The organism is Bradyrhizobium sp. HKCCYLS1011, assembly GCF_051167795.1.
Taxonomy (GTDB): domain Bacteria; phylum Pseudomonadota; class Alphaproteobacteria; order Rhizobiales; family Xanthobacteraceae; genus Bradyrhizobium.
On the sequence record NZ_JBNPTT010000013.1, the window covers coordinates 241,718 to 263,612 of the forward strand.

Consider the following 21,895-nt stretch of genomic DNA (forward strand, 5'->3'; position numbering starts at 1 on the left):
GGTCGGTCGTGCCAATGCGCTGGCGTCCGGGCCTAAGCGCGCCAAGTTATTGCAATTATTTCCATTTTCTTCCGAACCGGCCGACACGCGATCGTTACGCGGAGGCCTTTCGCAGCCAGACCTTATTGTCGTGGAACGCTGCACCCCCGATCGGTGCGACGGTGTCGGCCCCGGTCAATGTGTTGATGCCCCGACCGCCTTGGTGGGCCCGATTGGGGTGGATCGACTCCGCAATCAACACCCCTCGCCGCACGCCGTCGAACAGGCGCGCGGCGAGCGTGGTCTCGCCGCGGCGGTTGCCAAGCACCACCGCCTCACCATCGGCGATGCCGAGCGCGGCGGCATCCAGCGGATGGATCATCACTGACGGCGCCCCTTCCCTCGCCTGCGAGGATGGCGTCTCGTTGAAGGTGGTGTTGAGGAACGAGCGCGAGGGGCTGGTGGCCAGCCGGAAGGGATGGTCCGCGTCGGAGTCCTCGGTCACCGCCCAATGGTCCGGCAGCGACGGCATCCGCTCAGGATTGCCCATCGCACGGCCGAAGGGTGGGCGCGCCCAGTCCGCCCTGAAATGGAATTTGCCATCCTTGTGCGCGAACCCATCGAGATAATGCGAGGTGCGGAAATCCGGCTGCAGGTCGCGCCAGATGTCCGCTTCGAGCCCGGCGATGTCGCCATGGCCGCTCTTCTTCAGCGTCGCGTCGATCAGCTCACGCGGCGTCATCTCGAACCCCGGATGGACAGCCCCGAGCCGCCGCGCCACCCCCTGCAGCACGTCGTGGTTGGAGCGACATTCGCTGGGCGGATCGATCAGCTTCGGACCGACCGAAATATACTGATGGCCGCCGCCGTAATAGAGATCATCGTGCTCCATGAACATCGTCGCCGGCAGCACGATATCGGCCATTTGGGCCGTCTCGGTCATGAACTGCTCGTGGACGGCGACGAACAGATCCTCCCGCGCGAAGCCTTCCCGCACCAGGGTCTGCTCGGGCGCCACGGTCATCGGGTTGGTGTTCTGGATCAGCATCGCCTTGACCGGCGGGCCGCCGCACAGCGCTGCGCTGTCCCCGGTCAGAACGCGTCCGATCTGAGACTGGTCGAGAATGCGCGTGGTGTGATCGATCGCGTCATGGCCTTCGATGATGGATTCATTGAAGCGCCAGAGCGCGGCATTGTTGAAGAAGGCCCCGCCGCCTTCATACTGCCAGGCGCCCGTCACCGCCGGGATGCACGACGCCGCGTGCATCTGCGCGGCGCCATTGCGGCTGCGGGTGAAACCATAGCCGAGCCGGAAGAAGGTGCGCTTGGTCTCGCCGATCGCGCGCGCAAACGCCTCGATCTCCGCGACCGGAACGCCACAGATCGAAGAGGCCCATTCCGGGGTGCGCGTCTTCAGATGCGCCTCGAGCTCAGCCGGACAATCGGTATAGCGGTCCATATAGGCGCGGTCGGCATAGCCGTCGCGGAACAGCACATGCATGACGCCGCAGGCGAAGGCGCCGTCGGTGCCGGGACGCAGGATGATCTTGATATCAGCCTGCTTCATCGTTTCGTTGTCGTAGATATCAACCGCGGCGATCTTCGCACCGCGTTCCTTCCGGGCGCGCGACGCATGCGTCATCACATTGACCTGTGTGTTCACGGGGTTGGTGCCCCAGATCACGATCAGGTCGGAGACGGCCATCTCGCGCGGATCGACCCCGGCGATCTTGCCGGTCCCGATCGCGAAGCCGACACGCGCCACATTGGCGCAGATCGTCGAATAGAAGCGCGAATACTTCTTCACATGGGTCAGGCGGTTGATGCCGAGCCGCATCACCAGGCCCATCGTGCCGGCGTAGTAATAGGGCCAGACCGATTCGGCGCCGAACTCCCGCTCGGCTTCCATAAAGCGCGCCGCGATCTCGTCGAGCGCTTCGTCCCAGGTGATGCGCGCAAATTGACCGGAGCCTTTCGGACCGGTGCGACGCAACGGATGCATCAGCCGCTCGGGATGATGGATGCGCTCAGCATAGCGTGCGACCTTCGCGCAGACGACGCCAGCCGTGTAGGTCTGCTGCTTGGACCCGCGCACGCGGCCGATCGTGGTCCGATCGAGCACCTCCACGTCGAGCGCGCAGGCCGACGGGCAGTCATGCGGACAAGTGGAGTGGCGGATCTCAATGCGAGGCTGCTGGTTCATGCCACGATTGTTAACATCGAAATTTGCCTCAGCCGAGCGCTTTCGCGAGGCATTCGCATGAACAAAACGCAGGCGTGATCCCACCTGGGGCTGGAACCCCGATCCGGACATTCAGTGGGTGAGAAAGTGTCAGCCGCCGAGCTGGGTCAGGCCGGTCGGCGGACCGTCGACCGCGGTCCAGCCGCCGTCGACGAACAGGGTGCTGCCGGTCACGTAACTCGCCGCATCGGAGGCGAGGTAACAGACGGCGGTCGCAACCTCGTCAGAACTGCTCCAGCGGTTGAAGACGGTGTGCGCCGCGTAGAGATTGTAGATGTCGGGGCGTTCTTTGAACGGCGCGGTCAGCGCGGTCTCAACAATGCTGGGCGCAATCGCGTTGACGCGTACGCCGAAGGGGCCGACCTCAGAGGCGAAGCCCTTGACCAGCAACCCAATCGCCGCCTTCGTCGCCCCATAGACTGCAAGTCCCGGCTCGATGGTCACCGCGCGCATCGACGAGCAGGCGATCAGGCTGCCGCTGAGCTGCTGCGTCATGATCCGGCCGAAGGCCTGGAAGAACCATAGCGTGCCCTTGACGTTCAGGTTGATGACACGGTCGAGATCCTCCTCGGTATAGTCGAGGATCGTCTTGCGGATGTTGAGCCCGGGGGTGGTGACGGCAATATCGATACGCGGAAACGTATCTCTGGCTTTGGCCGCAAGTTCTGCGATCCCGCCACGATCTGCTGCATCGCACACAACCGCATCAGCCTGTCCGCCCCGCTCTCGAATCGCGGCTGCAGTGGTCTGCGCACCTTCCCCCGAGCGATCGGCGCACAGCACATGGGCACCAAGGTCGGCAAGAGCCTCTGCCGAGGACTTGCCGATGCCGGATGCGGCCCCGAGCACGACGGCGGACTTGCCCGAGAGATCGAACAGCTTGCGGTAATCCGGCACAGACTCTCCTCCCGCTCGCAGCAGTGGTAATTTTCGTTGCCAAGCGAGATTCATATACTAATATATCAATTGAGGAAACGCATATGATCGCCCGCGCACCCAGGAAGTTGGCCCCTGCGCCACGACCGCTATCGGCCCGCATGCGCCGCAGCACCCGGCCGCGCGGGACGCGGGCATCGTCCCAGATCTATTCCGACCTGAGGACAGAATTGGTCTCGCTTGTGCGAAGACCCGGCGAGATCATCTCGGAATCGCAGATCGCGACGGCCTACGGCGTCAGCCGAACCCCCGTCCGCGAAGCCATCCTGAAACTCGCCGATGAAGGCCTGGTCGAGATCTTCCCGCAATCCGGAATCTTTGTCTCGCGCATTCCGGTCGCGGCGCTGCCCGAAGCCATCATCATCCGCAAAGCGTTGGAGGAAACCACGGCGCGGATGGCCGCGGAGCGGGTGACATCAAGCCAGCTCTTGAATCTGCACGCGGTGCTCGAGCGGCAGCGGGAAGCCAGCGCAGCGAAACATCGCGAGGCTTTCCACCAGGCCGACGAGCTCTTTCATGCGACCATTGCGGAAATTGCCGGCTATCCCGGGATCTGGACCTTGATCCAGCAGGTCAAGGTTCATGTCGACCGCTATCGCAGATTGACGCTGCCCCAAGCGGGCCGCATGGCGGAAGTGATTGCAGAACACGAGCCGATCCTGGCCGCAATCGAGGCGCGCGATCCGAACGGCGCGCGGCTCGCGATGGCACGCCACCTCGAGCGGCTGCTCAGCGACATTTCGGAGATTCAAATGATCAATCCGGAGTTCTTCGACCAACCGACCTAAGTCTCACCTGCCGAGAACCGCGATCTGCAATGATTGTGGATCAAACGCCATAGTCCTGGGAGGGACGCCATGAAACGACGCGACTTTATCAAGCTGAGCGTGGGGCTGACCACTGCGGCCACGCTTCCCCCGTTCTCGTCCGCGCTGGCCCAGTCCAAAGCGGTGTTCAAGACGTCCGACGTGCAGCCGCCCGGCTATCCGACGGTGGCCGCAACCGAGAACCTGGGCAAGAAGCTCGCAGCCGCCACCAACGGTCGGCTGTCGATCCAGATGTATCCGTCCGCTCAGCTCGGCGGCGAGAAGGAAACCATCGAGCAGACACAGATCGGCGCAATCCAGATGTTGCGCGTCAGCGCCGGCGCATTGGGCCCCATTGTCGACGAGATCAACGTCGTCAACATGCCATTCCTTTTCAAGAGCATCGAACATTCCGAGAAGATGATGGATGGCCCGGTCGGCCAAGACCTGCTCGACCGCATCAGCGCCAATCCAAGCGCCAACCTTGTCGCCCTGTGCTGGATGAACTCCGGCGCACGGAGCATCTATAATACCAAGAGGCCAATCAAGACGATCGACGACATCAAGGGCCTGAAGGTCCGCGTGATCGGCAATCCGATCTTCATCGACATGATGAACGCGCTGGGCGGCAACGGCATCGCGATGGGATATGATCAGGTCTTCAGCGCGCTGCAGACCGGCGTGATCGACGGCGCCGAGAACAATCCGCCGAGCTACGTGTTCTCCAACCACTACACCGCAGCGAAATACTACTCGTTGACCGAACACCTCGTCATTCCCGAGGTGCTCGTCTTCTCCAAGCGGGCGTGGACTGCGCTCTCCCCCGACGATCAGACCCTGATCAAGAAGTTCGCGCGCGAAGCCCAGATGGAAGAGCGCGAATTGTGGAAGGCCTATGAACGTCAGGCCATGGAAAAGGCCAAGGCCGCTGGTTGCGAGATCACAGAGATCCCCGACAAGGCTCCCTTCCAGGCTGCAGTGAAGCCGGTCTGGGACAAATATGGCCCGAAATACCAGGAGATGATCAAGCGCATCCAGGAAATCGCGTGAGTGACGCGAACAAAGTTCGCGTGTCGGACGGGGAGGAATAGCCATGGCCGCTTGGTATCGCCGGGCAATGGATGCGCTCTATCTGGCCTGCGTGATCGTCGGCACCACGGCGTTGGTGCTGATCTCGGCGGTCATCCCATATGCAGTGTTCACCCGTTATGTGCTGAACAGCGCGGCGTCCTGGCCGGAGCCGCTCGCCGTGCTGCTCACGATCCTCCTCACCTTCATTGGAGCGGCTGCGGGTTACAGGTTGAACCTGCACATGAACCTCTCCTACTTCGCCGATCAGCTGCCAGCGCGATGGCGTCGAGTCCTCGACGTCATCGTGCAGCTGCTGATGGCGCTGATTGCGCTGTTCATGATCATCTGGGGGGAGCGGCTGGTCGAGGTCACCTGGAGCAACACCATCGCCGACTTCCCCTTCCTCTCGGTCGGCGTGACCTATCTGCCGATTCCTGTCGGCGGGCTCTGCCTTCTCCTTTTCATCATCGAGCGGCTCGCCGTCGGCGTTCCGCCTGATCCCATTCCTCATCGCGACACCGCGTCTTTCGATTAAGCGGCAGAGAGATCCATGGATATTTTCGTCCTGCTCACGACGATGCTGGTCTGCTTCCTGATCGGGATGCCGATCGCGTATTCGCTGGCGCTTGCCGCCATCGTCGGCGCGCTATGGATCGGCATTCCGCTCGAAGCGGTGATGCTGAAGGTTTCGGATGGCGTCAGCAAAGTCGCCATGTTGACGATTCCCTTCTTCGTTCTCGCCGGTGCCATCATGGCGGAAGGCGGCATGGCGCGACGGCTGGTCGCCTTCGCCGACGTGCTGGTCGGCCTCACCCGGCTCCGCGGCGGGCTGTCGATCGTGAACGTATTGGCGACGACGTTCCTAAGCGGCATTTCCGGCTCAGCGGTGGCCGATACGTCCGCGATCGGCTCGGTCATGATCCCGCAGATGGAACGCTCCGGCTACCCCCGGGTCTTTGCAACCAACCTGACCATCAGTTCGTCGGTGCAGGCGCTGCTCGTGCCGCCAAGCCATAATGCCGTGCTCTATTCGCTCGCAACCGGCGGCACGATTTCGATCAGTGCGCTGTTCGTCGCGGGCGTCTTCCCAGGCCTATTGCTCGGCTTCTCGCTGATCCTGCTCTGCCTCGTGATCGCCTATCGCGAGCGCCATCCGGCAGGGAACACAGTCGCCGCCAAAGATGCAATCCGGATCACCATCGACGCCGCATGGGGATTGATCACGCTTGTGATCATCCTTGGCGGCATCCTCGGCGGTGTCTTTACCGCGATCGAAGCCGGCGCGGTCGCCTGTCTCTGGGCCTTCTTCGTCACGATGTTCATCTATCGCGACTACCGTTGGCGCGATCTGCCGGTTCTACTGCACCGGACTCTGCGCACCGTAGCAATGGTGATGACCTTGATCGCCTGCGCCTCGGCGGTCGGCTACATCATGGCGCTGACCCAGATGCCGAGCAAAATGACCCAGTTCTTCCTGTCGATCTCCAGCAACAAATATGTGATCCTGTTCCTGATCAACATCCTTCTGCTGCTGCTCGGCACCTTGGTCGACATGGCTCCGTCGATCCTGATCGCGACACCGATCCTGCTCCCTGTCATGCAGAATTTCGGCGTCGATCCCGTTCATTTCGGGATGATCATGCTGCTCAATCTGGGGATCGGCCTGTGCCACCCGCCCGTCGGCGCCATCCTGTTCGTCGGCTGCGCGGTCGGCAAGGTCTCGATCGAGCAGGTCATGCGCCGGATCTGGCCGTTTTACGCGGTGATGTTCCTGGTGCTGATGGCCGTGACCTATATCCCTCAGATCTCGCTGTGGCTCCCGCGCCAGGTGCTGCACTGAGGCCATTCTCGAGGTTCAAGATAGCGCGACCCGCGCTGCCAGCGCTCTTGCTGGCAGCGGGATGGTGGCCTTAGGTTCGGTCTTCGAGCAACATAGGCGCGCGTGCGACTCTGGGCGCGCGAGGCGTCGCTTGGTGACGGGAGAGAACACGCCATGGCCCGAAGACTGATCGATATATCGGTGCCGCTGCAGAATGATGTGCCAGCAGACCCGCCCGGCAACCATCCGAAGATCCAGTACATCGACCACCAACAGAGCCTTGCGCATATGCTGCAGTTCTTCCCCGGCCTGAAGGCGGAGGATCTGCCCGATGGCCAAGGCTGGGCGGTCGAGCAGGTCCAACTGTCGAGCCACAACGGCACCCATCTGGATGCGCCCTGGCATTTCCATCCCACGATGAATCGCTGCGAGCGCGCCTGGACGATCGACGAAGTGCCGCTGGAGTGGTGCTTCCAAGTGGGAGTGAAGCTCGATTTCAGACACCTGCCGGACGGCTATGTCGCGACAGCCAAGGACGTCGAGCAGGAGTTCGAGCGCATCGGCCACACGCTGTCGCCACTGGACATCGTGGTGGTTAACACCTCGGCCGGAGCCAAATATGGCCGCTCCGACTACGTAAGTTCAGGCTGCGGCATGGGCTATGAGGCGACCATGTACCTGCTCGAGCGCGGCGTGAGACTGACGGGCACTGACGGCTGGAGCTGGGACGCGCCGTTCGTGCATACGGCAAAGCGCTACGCGGAAACCAAGAATGCCGGCCTGATCTGGGAGGGACATAAGGCCGGGCGCCACATTGGCTATTGCCACCTGGAGAAATTGCACAATCTCGAGCAGCTGCCCTCGACCGGCTTCCTGGTGAGCTGTTTTCCGGTCAAGATCGAACGCGCCTCCGCCGGATGGACCCGGGCCGTCGCGATTATCGAGGGTTAATCTTAGGTAGGGGGCGTACGGAGAAAAGGCCGGTTCCGCTTGCTGCCGGCGCAAGCGGCGCTACAATGAAGAAAATAAGCATAATTCCAGGGAGAGAAATATGAGGAAGGATTTCCGCTCGGCGGTCTCGCCGCTCGGCTATAGCGCGCTGGTGTTGGCCACCGCCGGTTTTCTAGGCACGATTTCGAGCCAGGCCCTCGCTGCCGATCCACTGAAGATCGGCGTGATCGCGGAGGCGCAAGCCATCGCAGGTGCCTCCATCCCCCAGGCCGCGCAGATGGCGGCCGACGAGATCAACGCCAAGGGCGGCGTCGACGGGCGGAAGATCGAGATCGTCACCTATGACAACCACTCCTCTTCTGCCGATTCCGTCCGCGCGTTTCAGCGCGCGGTTAACGAAGACAAGGTCAATATTGTCATCGCCAGCTATATCAGCGAGGTGGTGCTCGCGCTTGAACCCTGGGCATCCCGGCTGAAAACACCGTTCATCACGCCGGGCGCGGCGTCGAACGAGATCAGCAAGAGCGTCCACGCCGACTACGAGAAGAACAAATACACGTTTCACGGATATCTGACGTCAGCCGCGCTCGCGCTCTCGGTTTGTGACGCGGCCAAGGAGCTCCTGGTCGACGGCAAGCACATGTCCACGGCGGTCATCATGAGCGAGGACGCCGCCTGGACCAAGCCGCTCGACGTCGGATATGAGGAATGCCTGCCAAAGATCGGGCTGAAGGTGCTCGACCATATCCGCTTCTCGCCCGACACCACCGACTTCACGCCGATCTTCAACAAGATCGAAGCCGCCAAGCCGGACGTCATCATCACCGGTATCTCCCATGTCGGCGTGCAGCCGACAGTGCAGTGGAAGAACCAGCAGGTTCCGATCCCTATGTTCGGGATCAGCTCGCAGGCGACCAACTCCACCTTCGGCAAGGACACCAACGACGCCGCCAATGGCGTTCTGTATCAGGGCGTCTCCGGCACCGGCGTCGCCGTAACTCCGAAATCGGTCCCCTTCTCGGAAGGCTTCAAGGCCAAATACGGCAACTATCCATCCTATGCGGGCTACACCTCGTATGACGAGGTCTACTACATTGCCGAGGCCGTCAAGCGGGCGGGCTCGACCGACGCCGACAAGCTGGTTGAGGCGCTCGAGAAGACCGACTGGGAAGGCACGATCGGGCGCGTGCAATTCTACGGCAAGGACGATCCGTTCACGCACTCGATCAAATACGGCAAAGGCCTGATCACCGGGCTGATGCTGCAGTGGCAAGATGGACAGCAGGTCGCGGTCTGGCCGAAGGAAGTCGCGAAAGCATCGATGAAGTTCCCGAGCTTCATCAAGGTCACTTCGAACTGATGCTTGCGCCGTCCCGCCTCATCCGAAGGCGGGACGGTCTCGCCTTCCGTCCCTTCTCAAGGCAGCGGTGCTGCCGCAGCCCAAGTCCATGCGTGCACTCCAGATCCTGATCGACGGCTTTGCCGTCAGCGCCCTTTATGCGCTGGGCGCAACCGGCTTCACCCTGATCTTCGGGGTATCCGGCGTGCTTAACCTCTCCCATGGCGCCATCATGGTGCTGGCGGCCGTGGCGGCCTGGGCTGCCGCGAGCGTTCTCCATACCGGCACCTACGCCGGCGCGCTGATCGGAATCGCGGCCGCGCTGGTCGCGGCTTTCGCCACCTATTTTGCGGTCGTGCAGCCAATCCAGCGGTCGCGACGGATTCCGACCGAGGAGAAGGAGATCTTTGTTCTGACCGGAACACTGCTCTGGGGAATCATGATCCAGGAGCTGATCGCCTATTTCTTCACGAACAATGCCAAGACGGTGCTGCCGATCGTCGAGGGCGTGGTCGATATTGTGGGCGTCCGTACGCCGCGCAATGAGATATTCACCGCAATCGTCTGCTGCTTTGTGATCGCGCTGCTCTGGGTCCTGGTGAACCGGACCCGCACCGGAAAGGCGGTACTCGCGGCATCAATGAATCCGCGTGGGGTGACGCTGCTCGGTCTCGAGTTGAACAACATCTATATCGTGGTGTGGGCAATCTATGGCGTGCTGGCCGGCATTGCCGGCGTGTTGCTGGGAATGTTTCTTGGCGTCAGTTCCTACAGTGTCGGGCCTTTGACCGCGAGCGCCTTCTCGATCGTGGTGCTCGGCGGGCTCGGCAGCGTGTCGGGATCGTTGATCGCCGCGTTCGTGGTCGGCTATCTCGAAACCTTGACGGCCTATCTGATTTCGCCGGCCTACCGTACGATTCCTGCCCTGCTGCTCCTGGTCTTCGTTATGTATATCCGGCCGCAAGGCCTGCTCGGGAGGCGATGAGCATGTCGGGTTTCTTCACCTCACGCCTGTTCGTGATCTCTCTCGTCGTCATCATTGTCGCGGCGACATTACCTCTCTACGTCTCGGGCTACGTGCTGGGCCTGCTGACCGTGGCCTACTATTTCGGCGTCTTCGCGATGGCCTGGGATCTGCTGTTCGGCTTCGCCGGGGAGGTCAATTTCGGCCCAACGTTCCTGATCGGCGTGGGCGCCTACACCGCCGGGATCGTCAACAACCAATATGGCTGGTCGGTCTATGTGTGTATCGTCCTGGGCGCGCTGGCCTCCGTCGTTGCAGGGTTCGTCCTGGCGCTACCCGCGCTGCGGGTGCGCGGGCCCTATTTCGGTCTGACGACCCTGGTGGCCGTGCTGATGCTGCAGAACTTCGTGGTGGTTTTCGCCGACCTGACCGGGGGCGAAATCGGCTTGACCATTCCCGACGTCATTACGATCAGCGCCAATGCCAATTACTGGATCGCGCTTGGCTTTATGACTGTCAGCGGCGCGATCCTTTACGGCCTTTCGCAATCGCCGCTGGGCCTGGTGCTGCAGGCGAGTGGACAAGATCCCGTGCAGGCCGGCGCCCTTGGCTTCAACATCGTCAAGCACAAGCTGTTCGCGTTCATCGTGAGCGCCTTCTTTTCCGGTCTTTCGGGAGCGCTGCTGGTGTTCTACTTCGGCACAGCCTCGGTCGGGACCGTGGTCGACGTCGCCGTCGGCGTCAACGTGATCGTCGCCGCCGTACTCGGCGGCAGACGCACGGTGCTTGGCGCTGCGCTGGGAGCGATCTTCCTGATCGTCGCCGGAGAGTTTCTGCGGCCGACCGGGGAGCTCGCAACCTTCATCGTGTCTTTTGTCGCACTGCTGGTCGTCCTGTTCTTCCCGGGCGGCTTTCTTGGCGCGGCTCTGTCCCGCGGGGCGCGCGCGTGATGGACGCCAGCGGAACGTCGACACCGACCCTTCAGGTCCGTAGCCTGGTCAAACGCTATGGCGGATTGACCGCGGTCAAGAACCTCAACCTCGACCTGCATGCCGGGCAGATTCTGGGGCTGATCGGGCCGAATGGCTCGGGCAAATCGACGGCAATGAAGTCGATCATGGGCATCGAGCGTCCGACGGCAGGCGAAGTTGTCTTTCAAGGCGAGAACGTTGCGGGATTGCCGGCGCACAAGATCGCGCGCAAGGGCTTCGGCATGGTGTTTCAGCATTCGCGGCCGCTGAACCGCCAGACCGTCCTGGAAAACATCATGGTTGCTCTGCTGCCGGACAGCCTCTTGATGCTGTTTCCGGACAGGGAGCTGACCGAGCGAGCCAAATGGATCGCCGAGCGCGTCGGCCTCGGCGGGGTGATGGACCGCCGCCCACCAACGCTGCCGTTCGCCGATCTCCGACGGCTGGAGCTCGCGAAAGCGATCGCACGGGATCCGAAGGTCGTGCTGGTGGACGAACCCTTCGCCGGCCTGACGCTCGCCGAAGTTGGCATCTTCTCGGCTCTGATCCGCAGCTTTCGCGACGAGGGCCGCGCGGTGCTTCTGGTCGACCACAATGTGAAGAGCGTCGCTGCATTGGTTGACCGCGTGCTCGCCATGTATCTCGGCGAAGAGATCGCGTTCGGGCGCGCCGAAGAAGTCATGCGCAATGAGACGGTGCGGCGGGTCTATCTCGGCGGAGCGATCGAGACCTCGGCCCGGCCCGAGGTCAGCTTCAAGGACAAGGTCCCGGCACTGGAGGTCAAGAACCTCAGCGTGGTCTACGGGAAGGCGCAGGCGCTGGAGGACGTCTCGATCCACGTCCATCACGGCGAGTTCGTTTCCATCGTCGGCCTCAACGGCGCCGGCAAGACCACACTGTTCAACGCCATTTCAGGCTTCTTGCCCTATAGCGGCGACATCGTTCGCGACGGCGCGCCGCTGCGCGGCATCAGCCCGGCGCGGATCGCACGCGAAGGCCTCGTGCAATGCCCGGAGTCGCGCGAACTGTTCGGCGAAATGACGGTTCGCGAAAATCTCGATCTGGGCGGCCAGCACCTCTCAGACCAAGAACGAGCCCGGCAGCTCACTTGGCTGTTCGAGCTGTTCCCGATTCTGAAGGACCGGCAAAGTCAGCTGGCGCAGACGCTTTCGGGCGGCGAGCAGCAGATGTTGGCCATCGGCCGGGCGCTGATGATGCAGCCGAAAATCCTGATTCTCGACGAACCGACGCTTGGGTTGGCACCGGTCATTCTCGAGCAGCTGTCCAAGGCACTGGAAAAGCTGCGCCAGACGACACCGATCACGGTCATCCTGGGAGAACAGAACGTCACCTTCGCGCTTCCGCATGCGGACCGGGTCTATGTGCTCGAGCACGCCCGTATCGTCTGGGAGGGCGATCCCGGCCGCTTTGCAGCGGAAGCCGGCGCAGGTTATCTCTGATGCCGGACTACTCACATCTCGTCGTCTGAACCGGCCTCGGCCAAGGCGCGGAGCGGCTCCGGATCCAACAGAACGATGGCTCCGTGCTCGAGCCGCACCCAATTGCGGGCCGCCCAGGCCCGCAATTGCTTGTTGATGCTTTCCCGGGTCATGCCGACCATCTCGCTGATTTCCTGCTGGGTGATCGCAATGGTCCGACTGGCAGGCTCAAGCTTGCGCTTATCCGTCAGACCCAGCAGCGCGCTCGCCAGACGTCGAGGCAGGTCCTGCAGAATGACCTGCTCGACCTGATCGCTGGTCCAACGCAACCGGTCGCAGAGCAATTCGATGAACTTCATCGCGAGCGCGGGCTGGCTTCTCACGAAGGGCAAGAAATCGCGACGGTCGATGACAAAGATCTCGCAATTGGTATTCGCGGTCGCATCCGCAGTCCGCTCTCCCCCGTCGAGCAGCGCGACTTCGCCGAACAGTTCGCCAGCGCTGATCAGGTTCAGGATTGCGTTACGCCCGTCCGGCGAAGAAACGCTGATCTTCACCGTACCGCTGATGACAATGTAGAGGCTGTTGCCTTGATCACCTTTGGAAAAGATCGTGGCGCCACGCTTCAGCGAGGTCGGCTTGGCGTACCGACAAAGCTGGTCGAGCGCTTCCGAATCCAGGTCCTGAAAAATGGGATGCTGGCGGAGCACCGATAGTTTGCCACTCGCAGAAGGTCGGGAGACCCCCCTCTTGTCGTCAGTCACGCCGCTCCTCCAGTATCGGATCTCGCCGACCGGAAGATATTACCGAGGCGCTGGCGGAGTGTGGACCCAGGGGCGCGAGACCGGACAATGCTCACGCCACCCGCCCTCGAACAGCAAATGCAAGGTAAAGGTCTCAGGGCGGCAAGACCCCCTGGTCGTTCTGCCTTGCGTGACCGCTTCGGAATACGACAGATCGGCACCAGGAGAGTACAGCCGAGACTGGAGTGGTTAGCAATACCCGCCACAGCCAAAGGGTGTCTCAATAGCCGCAACGCAGCCTCGGCGGCCACGCATGAGGGCAATTTGGCCGCACAGACTGCCTACAGCGCGATCCGAAAAATTTATCTGGAAATCGCGAACGTACCAGCTATTTCCGCGCCGGGACGTCCTTCTTCAACTGGCTGGTTTGCGAATCGGCCCAGGCGAGCACAGCCGCGAACGCCACAAAGACCGCCACTACGGCCAAGCTGACCATCAATGCATCAAAAGGCATATCTTCCCCTCCCTCAAGTTTGAGGGGGAGTGTCCATCGGACGATGGTTGGGGTCTTTGATCGGGATCAAAATCGGGGCCGTCCCTTCACAAAGAATGGGTTAGGCAGCGGCCAGAGCCTCGGCGCGGGCAGCATCGCGCAGGCAGACGCCACCCGGCACAATCTCAATGATACCCTCCCGCTCGAGCTTGGTGAAGGTACGGCTCACCGTTTCGATGGTCAGGCCAAGATAATCTGCGATGTCCTGCCGGCTCATCGGCAGCGGGACCACGTCCGACACGCCCCTCAGCGAAATCAAGCGATCCCGCCAACCTACAAGGAAGGTGGCGACCTTCTCCTCTGCGGATCGACGGCCCAGCAGAACCATATGGTCTCGGGCTTGATTCAGCTCCTGTACCGCAAGTTCGTTCATGCGCCGCAGCAAATTGGGCTTATCTTCGGCAAACCGCACGAACGGCGTCTTGGCGAATTGGCAGACGGTCACCGGGCCAATGGCGTCCGCCGAGAAGCCATGACGCGCTTCGGTCGTCATCCCGACAAAGTCGCCGGGAAGGGCAAATCCCACGATCTGCCTCCGCCCGTCCGGCAGAAGCTTGTAGACCCGCATGACCCCGTCAAGGACGTTGTAGAAATAGCTGGTGGCATCCTCCTGCGTAAACACGGTTTCGCAGCTCGAAAAGTGAACCCGTCGGCTCAGATCTTCGAATTCATGCATCTCGATCTTGTCGAGCGATGCGCAAAGGCTGAATTGCCGGACGGCACAGTCGGCACAGGCTTGCCCATGCGGGTCAACTGCAACCAGGGGCATCTTCATACATCGCTCCGAACGGCCAGCACCAAGGAAGACGGCATTTTAGCCAATCGTCCGATTGGCGGTTGACGCAGATCAAATCGGCCCGCGCTCGGCTCAATATCTTGAAATCAATGCCCTCTCGCCAACGGATTGCGAATGCTGCGCCTTGCCTCCTGCCAGATGCTCGTGACACTCGCCTTGGTATCACCCGCTCTGGCCGCATCAACGGCGGAGCAACGCGGACGGGCCTATGCGCAGGCGCACTGCGCGAGATGTCACGCGATCGGCAGAACGGGCGACAGCCGCTTCAAGCCTGCCCCGCCCTTCCGCACCCTACATCAGCGCTATCCGATCGAATCGCTTGGCGAAGCCTTGGCGGAAGGGATCGTCACCGGTCACCCCGCGATGCCCGAGTTCGAGCTCGATCCAGAGCAAATTCACGACCTGCTCTCTTATCTGAAAACCTTCGAATAGCCCGCACCGGAGCTCGATCTAAAGCGCCTGCGCCGTCCAGGCGATGACGTCCTTCGCCAGACGGCCGAAAGCATCATCAAAGGCCGAAACGGCCGTCGCCGGATCGAGCTCACCGATTTTCTGGCTTTCGTCGAACAGCCGGGCGGCGATCACCTTTCCATTCTTGTCGACGAGCCGAGCGGAAAGACCGATTTGGGCGGCCGGCTCCGTTTCCGTCGAGATCCGAAATTGGCGGACATCGATCAGGAGCTGAAAATCCGGTTGCCCAACATCCGTCGTTCGGAGCGGCGCGTGCGCAATATCGTAGTTCTCAAAGCTGTCGATCAGGCGCGCCTGCAACAGTTTTGGAATGCTGTCGGCCCAGAGAAACTCGGCAAAGCCGGGATAGTCCTTGACCGGCGCGAACAGCATGCGCTGGGTCTGCAGCATCGCAACCGCCGTTGGCTCGGGGATCGCCAGCTGTCCCTTCCAGATCTTGGTCCCATGCCCCAGATCGGTCGGTGCCCGCAGATCGAAGGTGACCTTCTGAACTGGGGTGCCGCCTCCAGTCAACTTCTCAAGGCCGGCAACAATGCCATCGAGCTTGCCGGTGTTTCGCGCCAAGCCTTCCGAAAAGGTCTTGAGATTTGCGATCGTATCCTTCAACGGTTCGGCATTTTCGGCAAGCACGGCATCCACCCGCCGCAGCGCGTCCCGCGCCGCCTGGGTCATGCTCTGACCCGCCCCCGGCTCGGCGATCAGGGTTGGGACCGGACCAGACGACCCGGCAAGCGAGCCTCCCTCCAACGCAATCACGGGAACCCCGGTCAAACCCTGAAATTCGAGACCGACCTTGGTATCCGCATGCACCGGAGTAGCAGAAGCTACCGAAATCGTAGCGTTGACGCGCCGTGGATTCTCCGGGGCGAGGGCCAGTCCGGTGACCTCACCGACGCGAATACCATTGAAGAGAACGGCCGCACCAACAAGCAATCCCGGGACAGACCCCTCGAACTGCACGCGATAGCTCGTCCGCGGCCCCAGCCCGCCGGTGTTGTTGAGCCAATAGACGAAGCCGAAGATCGCAACGATCGCCGCCAGGACAAAGGCACCGATCAAAGCGAACGGAGCACGCGTTTCCATCTCTCAACTCACTTTCGGTTGCAGCATCTGGGAGCGTTTGCCGTGGAAATAGGCCCTAACCCAAGGATGTTCTGATTGGAGCAGCTCACGCATTGGTCCGATCGCAACGATCTTGCCGTCGGCGAGCGCTGCGACGCGATCACACACCACATTCAGGCTCGCGAGATCATGGGTGACCATGAACACGGTCAGTCCGAGGGTTTGCTGCAGCGTCTTGATCAGCGCATCAAAGTCACCTGCGGAGATCGGATCGAGCCCCGACGTTGGCTCATCGAGAAATACGATCGCTGGATCAAGCGCGAGGGCGCGCGCCAATGCGACGCGCTTGGTCATGCCTCCCGAGAGCTCGGAGGGAAACTTGTCGCCATCCTCCGGCGTCAAGCCCACCATTTCGAGCTTCGCAGTGGCGATCTCGTCCATCAGCGACTGCGACATCTGAAGACTTTCCCGGAGCGGGAACTGGATGTTCTGCCTGACGGTGAGCGATGAAAACAATGCTCCCTGCTGGAAGAGAATGCCCCAACGCCCCGCGATCCTCTCCCTGTCCTGGATGGCCCTGTCGCCGACGGGAACGCCCATCACCTCGATGGTCCCGCTCCGACGCGGGATCAGGCCGATGACTGTGCGCATCAAGACCGATTTACCTCCACCCGACGCACCGACCAAGCCAAGGATTTCACCTTTGCGGACATCGAGTGAAAGATGCTCCAGGACGATCTGCCGCCCGAAGCCGACCACGAGGTCACTGACGTGAATGGCCGATGTCGCTGCGCTCTGCGCCATGGCTACATTCCAATCGATGCAAAAAAGACGGCAAACAGGCCATCCAGCACGATCACCAAGAAGATCGACTTTACGACCGAAGTCGTTGTCTGCAGTCCAAGCGATTCGGCGCTGCCCTTGACGCGAAGCCCCTCACTGCACGCCACGATGCCGATCACGAGCGCCATGAAGGGCGCCTTGAACATGCCGACCTCGAAATGGGTCACGGAGATCGCCTCATGCAAGCGTGCGATGAAGATCGCCGGCGCCATGCCGCCGTAGAATTGGGCAACCAGGCCGCCGCCGTAGAGCGCCGCCATGGAGCCAATGAAAGCCAGGATCGGAAGAGTTAGGACCAAGGCAACCACGCGCGGCAGGATCAAGACCTCGACAGGATCAAGGCCCATGGTCATCAGTGCATCGATCTCTTCCCGCATCTTCATCGAGCCGAGTTCGGCCGTGTAGGCGCTCCCGGAGCGCCCCGCGACCATGATTGCCACGATCAGGACCCCGAGTTCGCGCAGGACCAGGATCCCGACCATATCGACAACGTAGGATTCGGCACCGAACCGACGAAAATGGAATATTCCCTGTTGCGCGATGATCGCGCCGATCAGAAAGGTGATCAGCACAATAATTGGGATCGCCTGCCAGCCGATCCGGTACATCTGATATGCAAGAGATGTCAGCCGCAGCGAGCGGGGCCGTCGAATGACACTCGCGACGGCCAGAAAAAGCGAGGCCAGCATCTCCAGAAAGACAATAAATTCGCCAAACGCACCGATTGTAGATCGGCCCAGATCGTCGAGCTTGGCGACGATAGGAGACGGCTTTGGAAGGCTCGCCGCGGCTCGCCGGTTGACCCGCCGCACCTGCTCGATCAAGCCAATATAATGGCCGGCCACCCCGACCATCTCGATGTGATGGCCAGCTGAACCGAGCCGGCGCGAGAGCTTCTCCAAGAGCCAAGCGCCAAGCGTGTCGAGTTCGCTCACGCCTTTGAGGTCCATCTTGACCGCCTCGGAGCCACCGATATCCGTCTCGACGGAGTCGGTCAGGCGTTCAAGGACGGTCACATTTGCAGCGGTCCACGCACCGCCCGGGCGGAGCTCGACCAAATCTCCCGCCACTTCGGCCGTCAATACCGGTTGGGTACCCAAAACAGTTCTTCCGCTCTTGGATCAGGCCTCGTCAAACCTCGCCCTTCCTAAGGCAGCTTCTGACCTGCAAGTTGACCTAACTCAAACCAGGTCGGCCATGGCGCCGTTGAGCCAGATCAACCTGTCCACTGCGACATATTCTAGGATTTGTTTGAAAACATGGCTGGCAATCGATGTTTGACACGCGTGGGATCAGAGACGAGCTGCAGGCTCTTAAAAATGACCTCGCCGACGCTCTGTCGAAGAGAGGCGAATCGATTCTCGACATGTCGGAGAATGAGGTCAGGTCAGCTGCCGCTCAAATGAGCTCTGCATTGAAGGAGCTGAGCGACACGTTGGAGAGAGAGGAGGCCCAGCTTGAAAAGCTCGTGGGCGAGCATCCGATCGCCGCCCTGGCCTCGGCTCTCGCACTCGGCGTGACCATCGGCTGGCTACTCAGGAGGCATTAGGTGAACACGGAAAACGTCGTCAATCATCTGCGCATACTCTGGCGGACCGACAAGGTGATCGCCGACATCAGGCTTCGCCACCTGCTTGCAAGCCTCGGGATGCGGGCACTTGCGGCTTTGATCGCCGTGTTCGGGCTCATGATGTTTGAGTTGGCTGCGTATTTCTGGCTGGTCCAGATTTGGTCAGCCATAACGGCGGCTGTTATCCTGGGGGCCGTTGACGTCGCCATCGCGGCGATCCTGTTCGCCCTGGCTTCTCGCTCGCCTTCCGGACGCGAGCTTGAGCTCGCCAACGATATCCATGGCGCCTCAATTGAGGCGTTGCAGCTGGAAGCGCGTGCATTTCAGTCGCAGGTCACCGGTGTCATGAGTCATCCGTTGGATGCTGCCCTTCCGCACCTGATGGTACCGTTGATCAGCATCATCGTGAAAAGTCTGAGGCGACATACGTCAGATAGCACCAGTCACACCTGACGCTACAGCTGTTCCGCTGTTTACGGAGACTACGTCATAGCCTCAGCTTCACATTGCAGAGATCGTGCTCCATGGGATCTGTTTTCACCTCGAACCCAAGCTGTCGACACATGTCGAGCATCACGATGTTTTCCTGCAGTACGTCGCCCGAGATGACCTTGAGGCCCTCCGATCTCGCATATTCGATGATGAGCTGCATCAAGGCCCAGCCGAGCCCTTTTCCCTTCAGGTCAGACCGGAGTAAGATCGCGTATTCCCCGTTTTCATAGATCGAGTCGGAGTGGATGCGCACGACGCCGACCAGATCCTGACTGGCCTCATCAAAAGCGACAAAAGCCATCGCACGCGCATAGTCGAGCTGCGTCAATCGGGCGATGAATTCGTGCGTGAACTCCTTGATCGGCGCGAAGAAGCGCAACCGCAAATCGTCTGCGGTCACATGCTTTAGAAATTCGTGGATCAACGGCTCGTCCTCGGGGCGGATCGGACGAGCAACGATTCGCCAGCCGTCCTTGATCTGAAGATGGCGTTCCCATTGTGTTGGATAGGCCCGAACGGCAAAATTGGATGGACCTGAACCCTTGAATTTCGGTGCCGCCTTTCCGATCGCCACGCGGGCATCGACTGCCAACACGCCGCTCTCGTCGGCCAACAACGGATTGATGTCGAGCTCACGGATCTCGGGAAGGTCCGCAGCCATCTGCGCCAGCTTCACCAGAACCATCGCGACTGCGTCCGGCTTGACCGCTGGGACGTCCCGATAGGCGCGCAGCAACCTGGAAACGCGGGTGCGCTCAACCAGATCACGCGCCAAATGCAGATCGAGCGGCGGCAGGGCCAAGGCCTTGTCGTTGATGATTTCGACCGCGGTTCCACCGCGGCCGAACACGATGACCGTGCCGAAGGTCGGATCGTCGGCAATTCCCATGATCAGCTCGCGCGCCTTGGCGCGCACCACCATCGCCTGCACGATCACGCCGGAGATCCGCGCATCCGGACGAAGCTTTTGGGCCCGGCTCATGATGTCATGCGCAGCCGCGCGGACGGCCTGTGGCGAGGTCAGATTGAGAACGACGCCACCGACATCGGACTTGTGGACAATGTCACGCGACAAAATCTTCAAGACGACCGTCGCGCCCTGGTCAAACAACTGGGTCGCACAAGAGACCGCCTGGTCGACGTCGGATGCGGCGAACGTTTGTACCATCGAAATATCGTAGGTCTCGAGCAGCCGTTTGATCTCGACCGGATCGAGCCATGTCCGTCCATCGGCCAGCGCCGCCAAGACGATGCCGCGGGCGGTCTCGATATCGGGCGTAAAGGAGACCGGCATCTCCGGCGGGACTGCCGCGAGCGCCTCCTTTACCTCACGATGGCGAACCAGATGCATGAAGCCACGGACGGCATCGTCCTCCGTCGGGTAGTTGGGAATTGACGCGCTGCTCAGCGTTTCAATGATGGTTTGATCCGCGCCGATCCAGGCAGCGAGAACCGGCTTCGCCCAACGTCGATGCTGCTTGCGATACGTGCTCACCAGTTCAGAAACCGCCATTGCGATGCCGTTCGCGGACGCGAGCGCGGTCTGAACGTTCATCACCAGAACGGCATCATTGCTCGGGTCGGAGAGCAAGACCTCAAGCGCCGCTGTGTAGCGGGCGGCATCGGCATCGCCGACAACGTCGACCGGGTTCGATCCAGACCAGGTCGGCGGAAGGACCGCGTCAAGCTTCTCGCGACTGTCCTGCGCCAGACTCGCGGCTATTCCACCGAGCTCGACGAGGCGATCGACAGCAAGAACACCGATCCCGCCACCATTGGTTAGAATGGCGAGGCGCTTTCCCGTCGGCGATTCCACCCGCCCGAGCGTCTCCGCACAATCGAACAATTCGCGAAGATCGGAAACGCGCAGCACACCGGCCCGACGGAACGCCGCCTCGTAGACGGCATCTGCGCCCGCAAGCGCGCCAGTATGGGTCGCGGCCGCCATGGCCCCTTGCATGGCCCGCCCCGATTTGACGACCACGACCGGCTTGATCCTCGCAGCCGCACGAGCGGCCGACATGAACTTCCGGGCGTCCTTGATGGCCTCGATATAAAGCAGGATAGCGCGGGTCTTGCCGTCCAATGCGAAATAATCCAGGAGATCCCCAACGTCGACGTCGAGTTGATCGCCGATCGAGACGATGCCGGAAAACCCGACATCGCGCTGGGCCGCCCAATCCACCATGCCTGCCGCAATCGCGCCTGACTGGGAGATCAACGCCAAGCTTCCTGCGCAGGGCATATGTGCCGCGAAACTGGCATTCAGACGGCCCTCGGGCATCATGATGCCCATGCAATTCGGTCCGATCAGACGCATGCCGTACTTCTGAGCCGCGCGTTCAGCCTGCTCGGCCAAAGACCCCCGTCCGTGCCCCAGCCCCGATGTGACGATCAACGCGCCAGCGGCTCCCAGACCGCCCGCTTGGTCAATCAACTCGGGAACGCTTCCCCGGGGCGCCGTGACCACGATGAGTTCGGGCACGAACGCCAATTGATTGAGGCTGCGGACGGCGCTGACACCAGAAATTTCGCCGTAGCGCGAATTGACCAGTCCAAAGTCGCCTGTGAATCCTGACTTCCTGACGTTTTCCAGGATAGCTCGCCCGACAGAATTCTGACGCGGACTTCCGCCCACCAAGGCAATGGACCGCGGCGACAGCAGGTTCTTCAGGCGGTAAGTCGACATCAGCGAAGCGTCCGATGGTTGTCCAAGCAGAACATGTGTTGCATTTGAAACAACTCTCAACAAGGACCGTTCACGTGTGGCGCCACATCCCAACGCAGCGTGGTATTCCAGTCTGTGAAAGATGCATGATATCGCGCCAGTCGCTCGCTGCCGAGGCAG

At 61.3% G+C, this 21,895-nt stretch carries 21 protein-coding genes; 12 read left to right on the forward strand and 9 right to left on the reverse strand.

Going from position 1 to position 21,895, the window contains the following annotated elements; all coding sequences use genetic code 11:
* Positions 1 to 94: 94 nt before the first annotated feature.
* Positions 95 to 2,182: a molybdopterin oxidoreductase family protein gene (locus ACQR1W_RS35090; RefSeq protein WP_434855045.1), complete on the reverse strand. Its 2,088-nt coding sequence runs from the start codon at positions 2,180 to 2,182 to the stop codon at positions 95 to 97.
* A gap of 129 nt (positions 2,183 to 2,311) precedes the next feature.
* Positions 2,312 to 3,118, reverse strand: coding sequence for an SDR family NAD(P)-dependent oxidoreductase (locus ACQR1W_RS35095; RefSeq protein WP_434855046.1), 807 nt, complete (start codon positions 3,116 to 3,118; stop codon positions 2,312 to 2,314).
* 140 nt (positions 3,119 to 3,258) lie between these two features.
* Between ACQR1W_RS35095 and ACQR1W_RS35100 the strand changes: the two genes are divergently transcribed.
* From ACQR1W_RS35100 to ACQR1W_RS35140, 9 genes are all read left to right on the forward strand, one after another.
* Complete coding sequence (locus ACQR1W_RS35100; RefSeq protein WP_434855109.1) at positions 3,259 to 3,945, forward strand: GntR family transcriptional regulator; 687 nt, start codon at positions 3,259 to 3,261, stop codon at positions 3,943 to 3,945.
* A 69-nt stretch (positions 3,946 to 4,014) separates the two neighbouring features.
* The gene (gene dctP / locus ACQR1W_RS35105; RefSeq protein ID WP_008971168.1) at positions 4,015 to 5,013 is read left to right on the forward strand and encodes a TRAP transporter substrate-binding protein; all 999 of its coding nucleotides are present in this window, start codon (positions 4,015 to 4,017) and stop codon (positions 5,011 to 5,013) included.
* 43 nt (positions 5,014 to 5,056) lie between these two features.
* Positions 5,057 to 5,569: a TRAP transporter small permease gene (locus ACQR1W_RS35110; RefSeq protein ID WP_434855047.1), complete on the forward strand. Its 513-nt coding sequence runs from the start codon at positions 5,057 to 5,059 to the stop codon at positions 5,567 to 5,569.
* A gap of 15 nt (positions 5,570 to 5,584) precedes the next feature.
* Positions 5,585 to 6,874, forward strand: a complete 1,290-nt coding sequence (locus tag ACQR1W_RS35115; RefSeq protein ID WP_434855048.1) for a TRAP transporter large permease — start codon at positions 5,585 to 5,587, stop codon at positions 6,872 to 6,874.
* Between the two features lie 153 nt (positions 6,875 to 7,027).
* Positions 7,028 to 7,804 (forward strand): cyclase family protein, encoded by a 777-nt coding sequence (locus tag ACQR1W_RS35120; RefSeq protein ID WP_434855049.1) that lies wholly within the window; start codon positions 7,028 to 7,030, stop codon positions 7,802 to 7,804.
* Positions 7,805 to 7,904: 100 nt separating this feature from the next.
* Positions 7,905 to 9,164, forward strand: coding sequence for an ABC transporter substrate-binding protein (locus tag ACQR1W_RS35125; RefSeq protein WP_434855050.1), 1,260 nt, complete (start codon positions 7,905 to 7,907; stop codon positions 9,162 to 9,164).
* A gap of 88 nt (positions 9,165 to 9,252) precedes the next feature.
* The gene (locus ACQR1W_RS35130) at positions 9,253 to 10,128 is read left to right on the forward strand and encodes a branched-chain amino acid ABC transporter permease (protein WP_434855051.1); all 876 of its coding nucleotides are present in this window, start codon (positions 9,253 to 9,255) and stop codon (positions 10,126 to 10,128) included.
* Between the two features lie 2 nt (positions 10,129 to 10,130).
* The gene (locus ACQR1W_RS35135; protein ID WP_434855052.1) at positions 10,131 to 11,057 is read left to right on the forward strand and encodes a branched-chain amino acid ABC transporter permease; all 927 of its coding nucleotides are present in this window, start codon (positions 10,131 to 10,133) and stop codon (positions 11,055 to 11,057) included.
* Complete coding sequence (locus ACQR1W_RS35140) at positions 11,057 to 12,538, forward strand: ATP-binding cassette domain-containing protein (protein ID WP_434855110.1); 1,482 nt, start codon at positions 11,057 to 11,059, stop codon at positions 12,536 to 12,538. Before ACQR1W_RS35135 ends, ACQR1W_RS35140 begins: the two co-directional genes overlap by 1 nt.
* An 11-nt stretch (positions 12,539 to 12,549) precedes the next feature.
* On the opposite strand, the gene ACQR1W_RS35145 is transcribed toward ACQR1W_RS35140, so the two are convergent.
* The 3 genes from ACQR1W_RS35145 to ACQR1W_RS35155 all read right to left on the reverse strand — a co-directional run bounded on the left by ACQR1W_RS35145 (position 12,550) and on the right by ACQR1W_RS35155 (position 14,588).
* Entirely contained in the window at positions 12,550 to 13,281 is a 732-nt protein-coding gene (locus ACQR1W_RS35145; protein ID WP_434855053.1) for a Crp/Fnr family transcriptional regulator, read from the reverse strand.
* Positions 13,282 to 13,648: 367 nt separating this feature from the next.
* Entirely contained in the window at positions 13,649 to 13,774 is a 126-nt protein-coding gene (locus tag ACQR1W_RS35150) for a hypothetical protein (protein WP_434855054.1), read from the reverse strand.
* A gap of 100 nt (positions 13,775 to 13,874) precedes the next feature.
* Positions 13,875 to 14,588, reverse strand: a complete 714-nt coding sequence (locus tag ACQR1W_RS35155; RefSeq protein WP_008966704.1) for a helix-turn-helix domain-containing protein — start codon at positions 14,586 to 14,588, stop codon at positions 13,875 to 13,877.
* Positions 14,589 to 14,723: 135 nt separating this feature from the next.
* Here ACQR1W_RS35155 and ACQR1W_RS35160 point away from each other — a divergent pair, with 135 nt between their 5' ends.
* Entirely contained in the window at positions 14,724 to 15,041 is a 318-nt protein-coding gene (locus tag ACQR1W_RS35160; protein WP_434855055.1) for a c-type cytochrome, read from the forward strand.
* An 18-nt stretch (positions 15,042 to 15,059) separates the two neighbouring features.
* Here ACQR1W_RS35160 and ACQR1W_RS35165 read toward each other — a convergent pair whose 3' ends face one another.
* The 3 genes from ACQR1W_RS35165 to ACQR1W_RS35175 are packed head-to-tail and all read right to left on the reverse strand — an operon-like array spanning position 15,060 to position 18,085.
* Positions 15,060 to 16,163: an ABC-type transport auxiliary lipoprotein family protein gene (locus tag ACQR1W_RS35165; RefSeq protein ID WP_434855056.1), complete on the reverse strand. Its 1,104-nt coding sequence runs from the start codon at positions 16,161 to 16,163 to the stop codon at positions 15,060 to 15,062.
* A gap of 3 nt (positions 16,164 to 16,166) precedes the next feature.
* Complete coding sequence (locus ACQR1W_RS35170; protein ID WP_434855057.1) at positions 16,167 to 16,946, reverse strand: ABC transporter ATP-binding protein; 780 nt, start codon at positions 16,944 to 16,946, stop codon at positions 16,167 to 16,169.
* A 2-nt stretch (positions 16,947 to 16,948) separates the two neighbouring features.
* A complete protein-coding gene (locus ACQR1W_RS35175) occupies positions 16,949 to 18,085 on the reverse strand; it encodes an MlaE family ABC transporter permease (protein WP_434855058.1) in 1,137 nt (378 codons plus the stop codon).
* A gap of 173 nt (positions 18,086 to 18,258) precedes the next feature.
* Between ACQR1W_RS35175 and ACQR1W_RS35180 the strand changes: the two genes are divergently transcribed.
* The gene (locus tag ACQR1W_RS35180; protein ID WP_008966699.1) at positions 18,259 to 18,534 is read left to right on the forward strand and encodes a hypothetical protein; all 276 of its coding nucleotides are present in this window, start codon (positions 18,259 to 18,261) and stop codon (positions 18,532 to 18,534) included.
* Complete coding sequence (locus tag ACQR1W_RS35185; RefSeq protein WP_434855059.1) at positions 18,535 to 19,008, forward strand: phage holin family protein; 474 nt, start codon at positions 18,535 to 18,537, stop codon at positions 19,006 to 19,008.
* Between the two features lie 34 nt (positions 19,009 to 19,042).
* On the opposite strand, the gene ACQR1W_RS35190 is transcribed toward ACQR1W_RS35185, so the two are convergent.
* A complete protein-coding gene (locus ACQR1W_RS35190) occupies positions 19,043 to 21,736 on the reverse strand; it encodes a bifunctional acetate--CoA ligase family protein/GNAT family N-acetyltransferase (protein ID WP_434855060.1) in 2,694 nt (897 codons plus the stop codon).
* Positions 21,737 to 21,895: the final 159 nt, after the last annotated feature.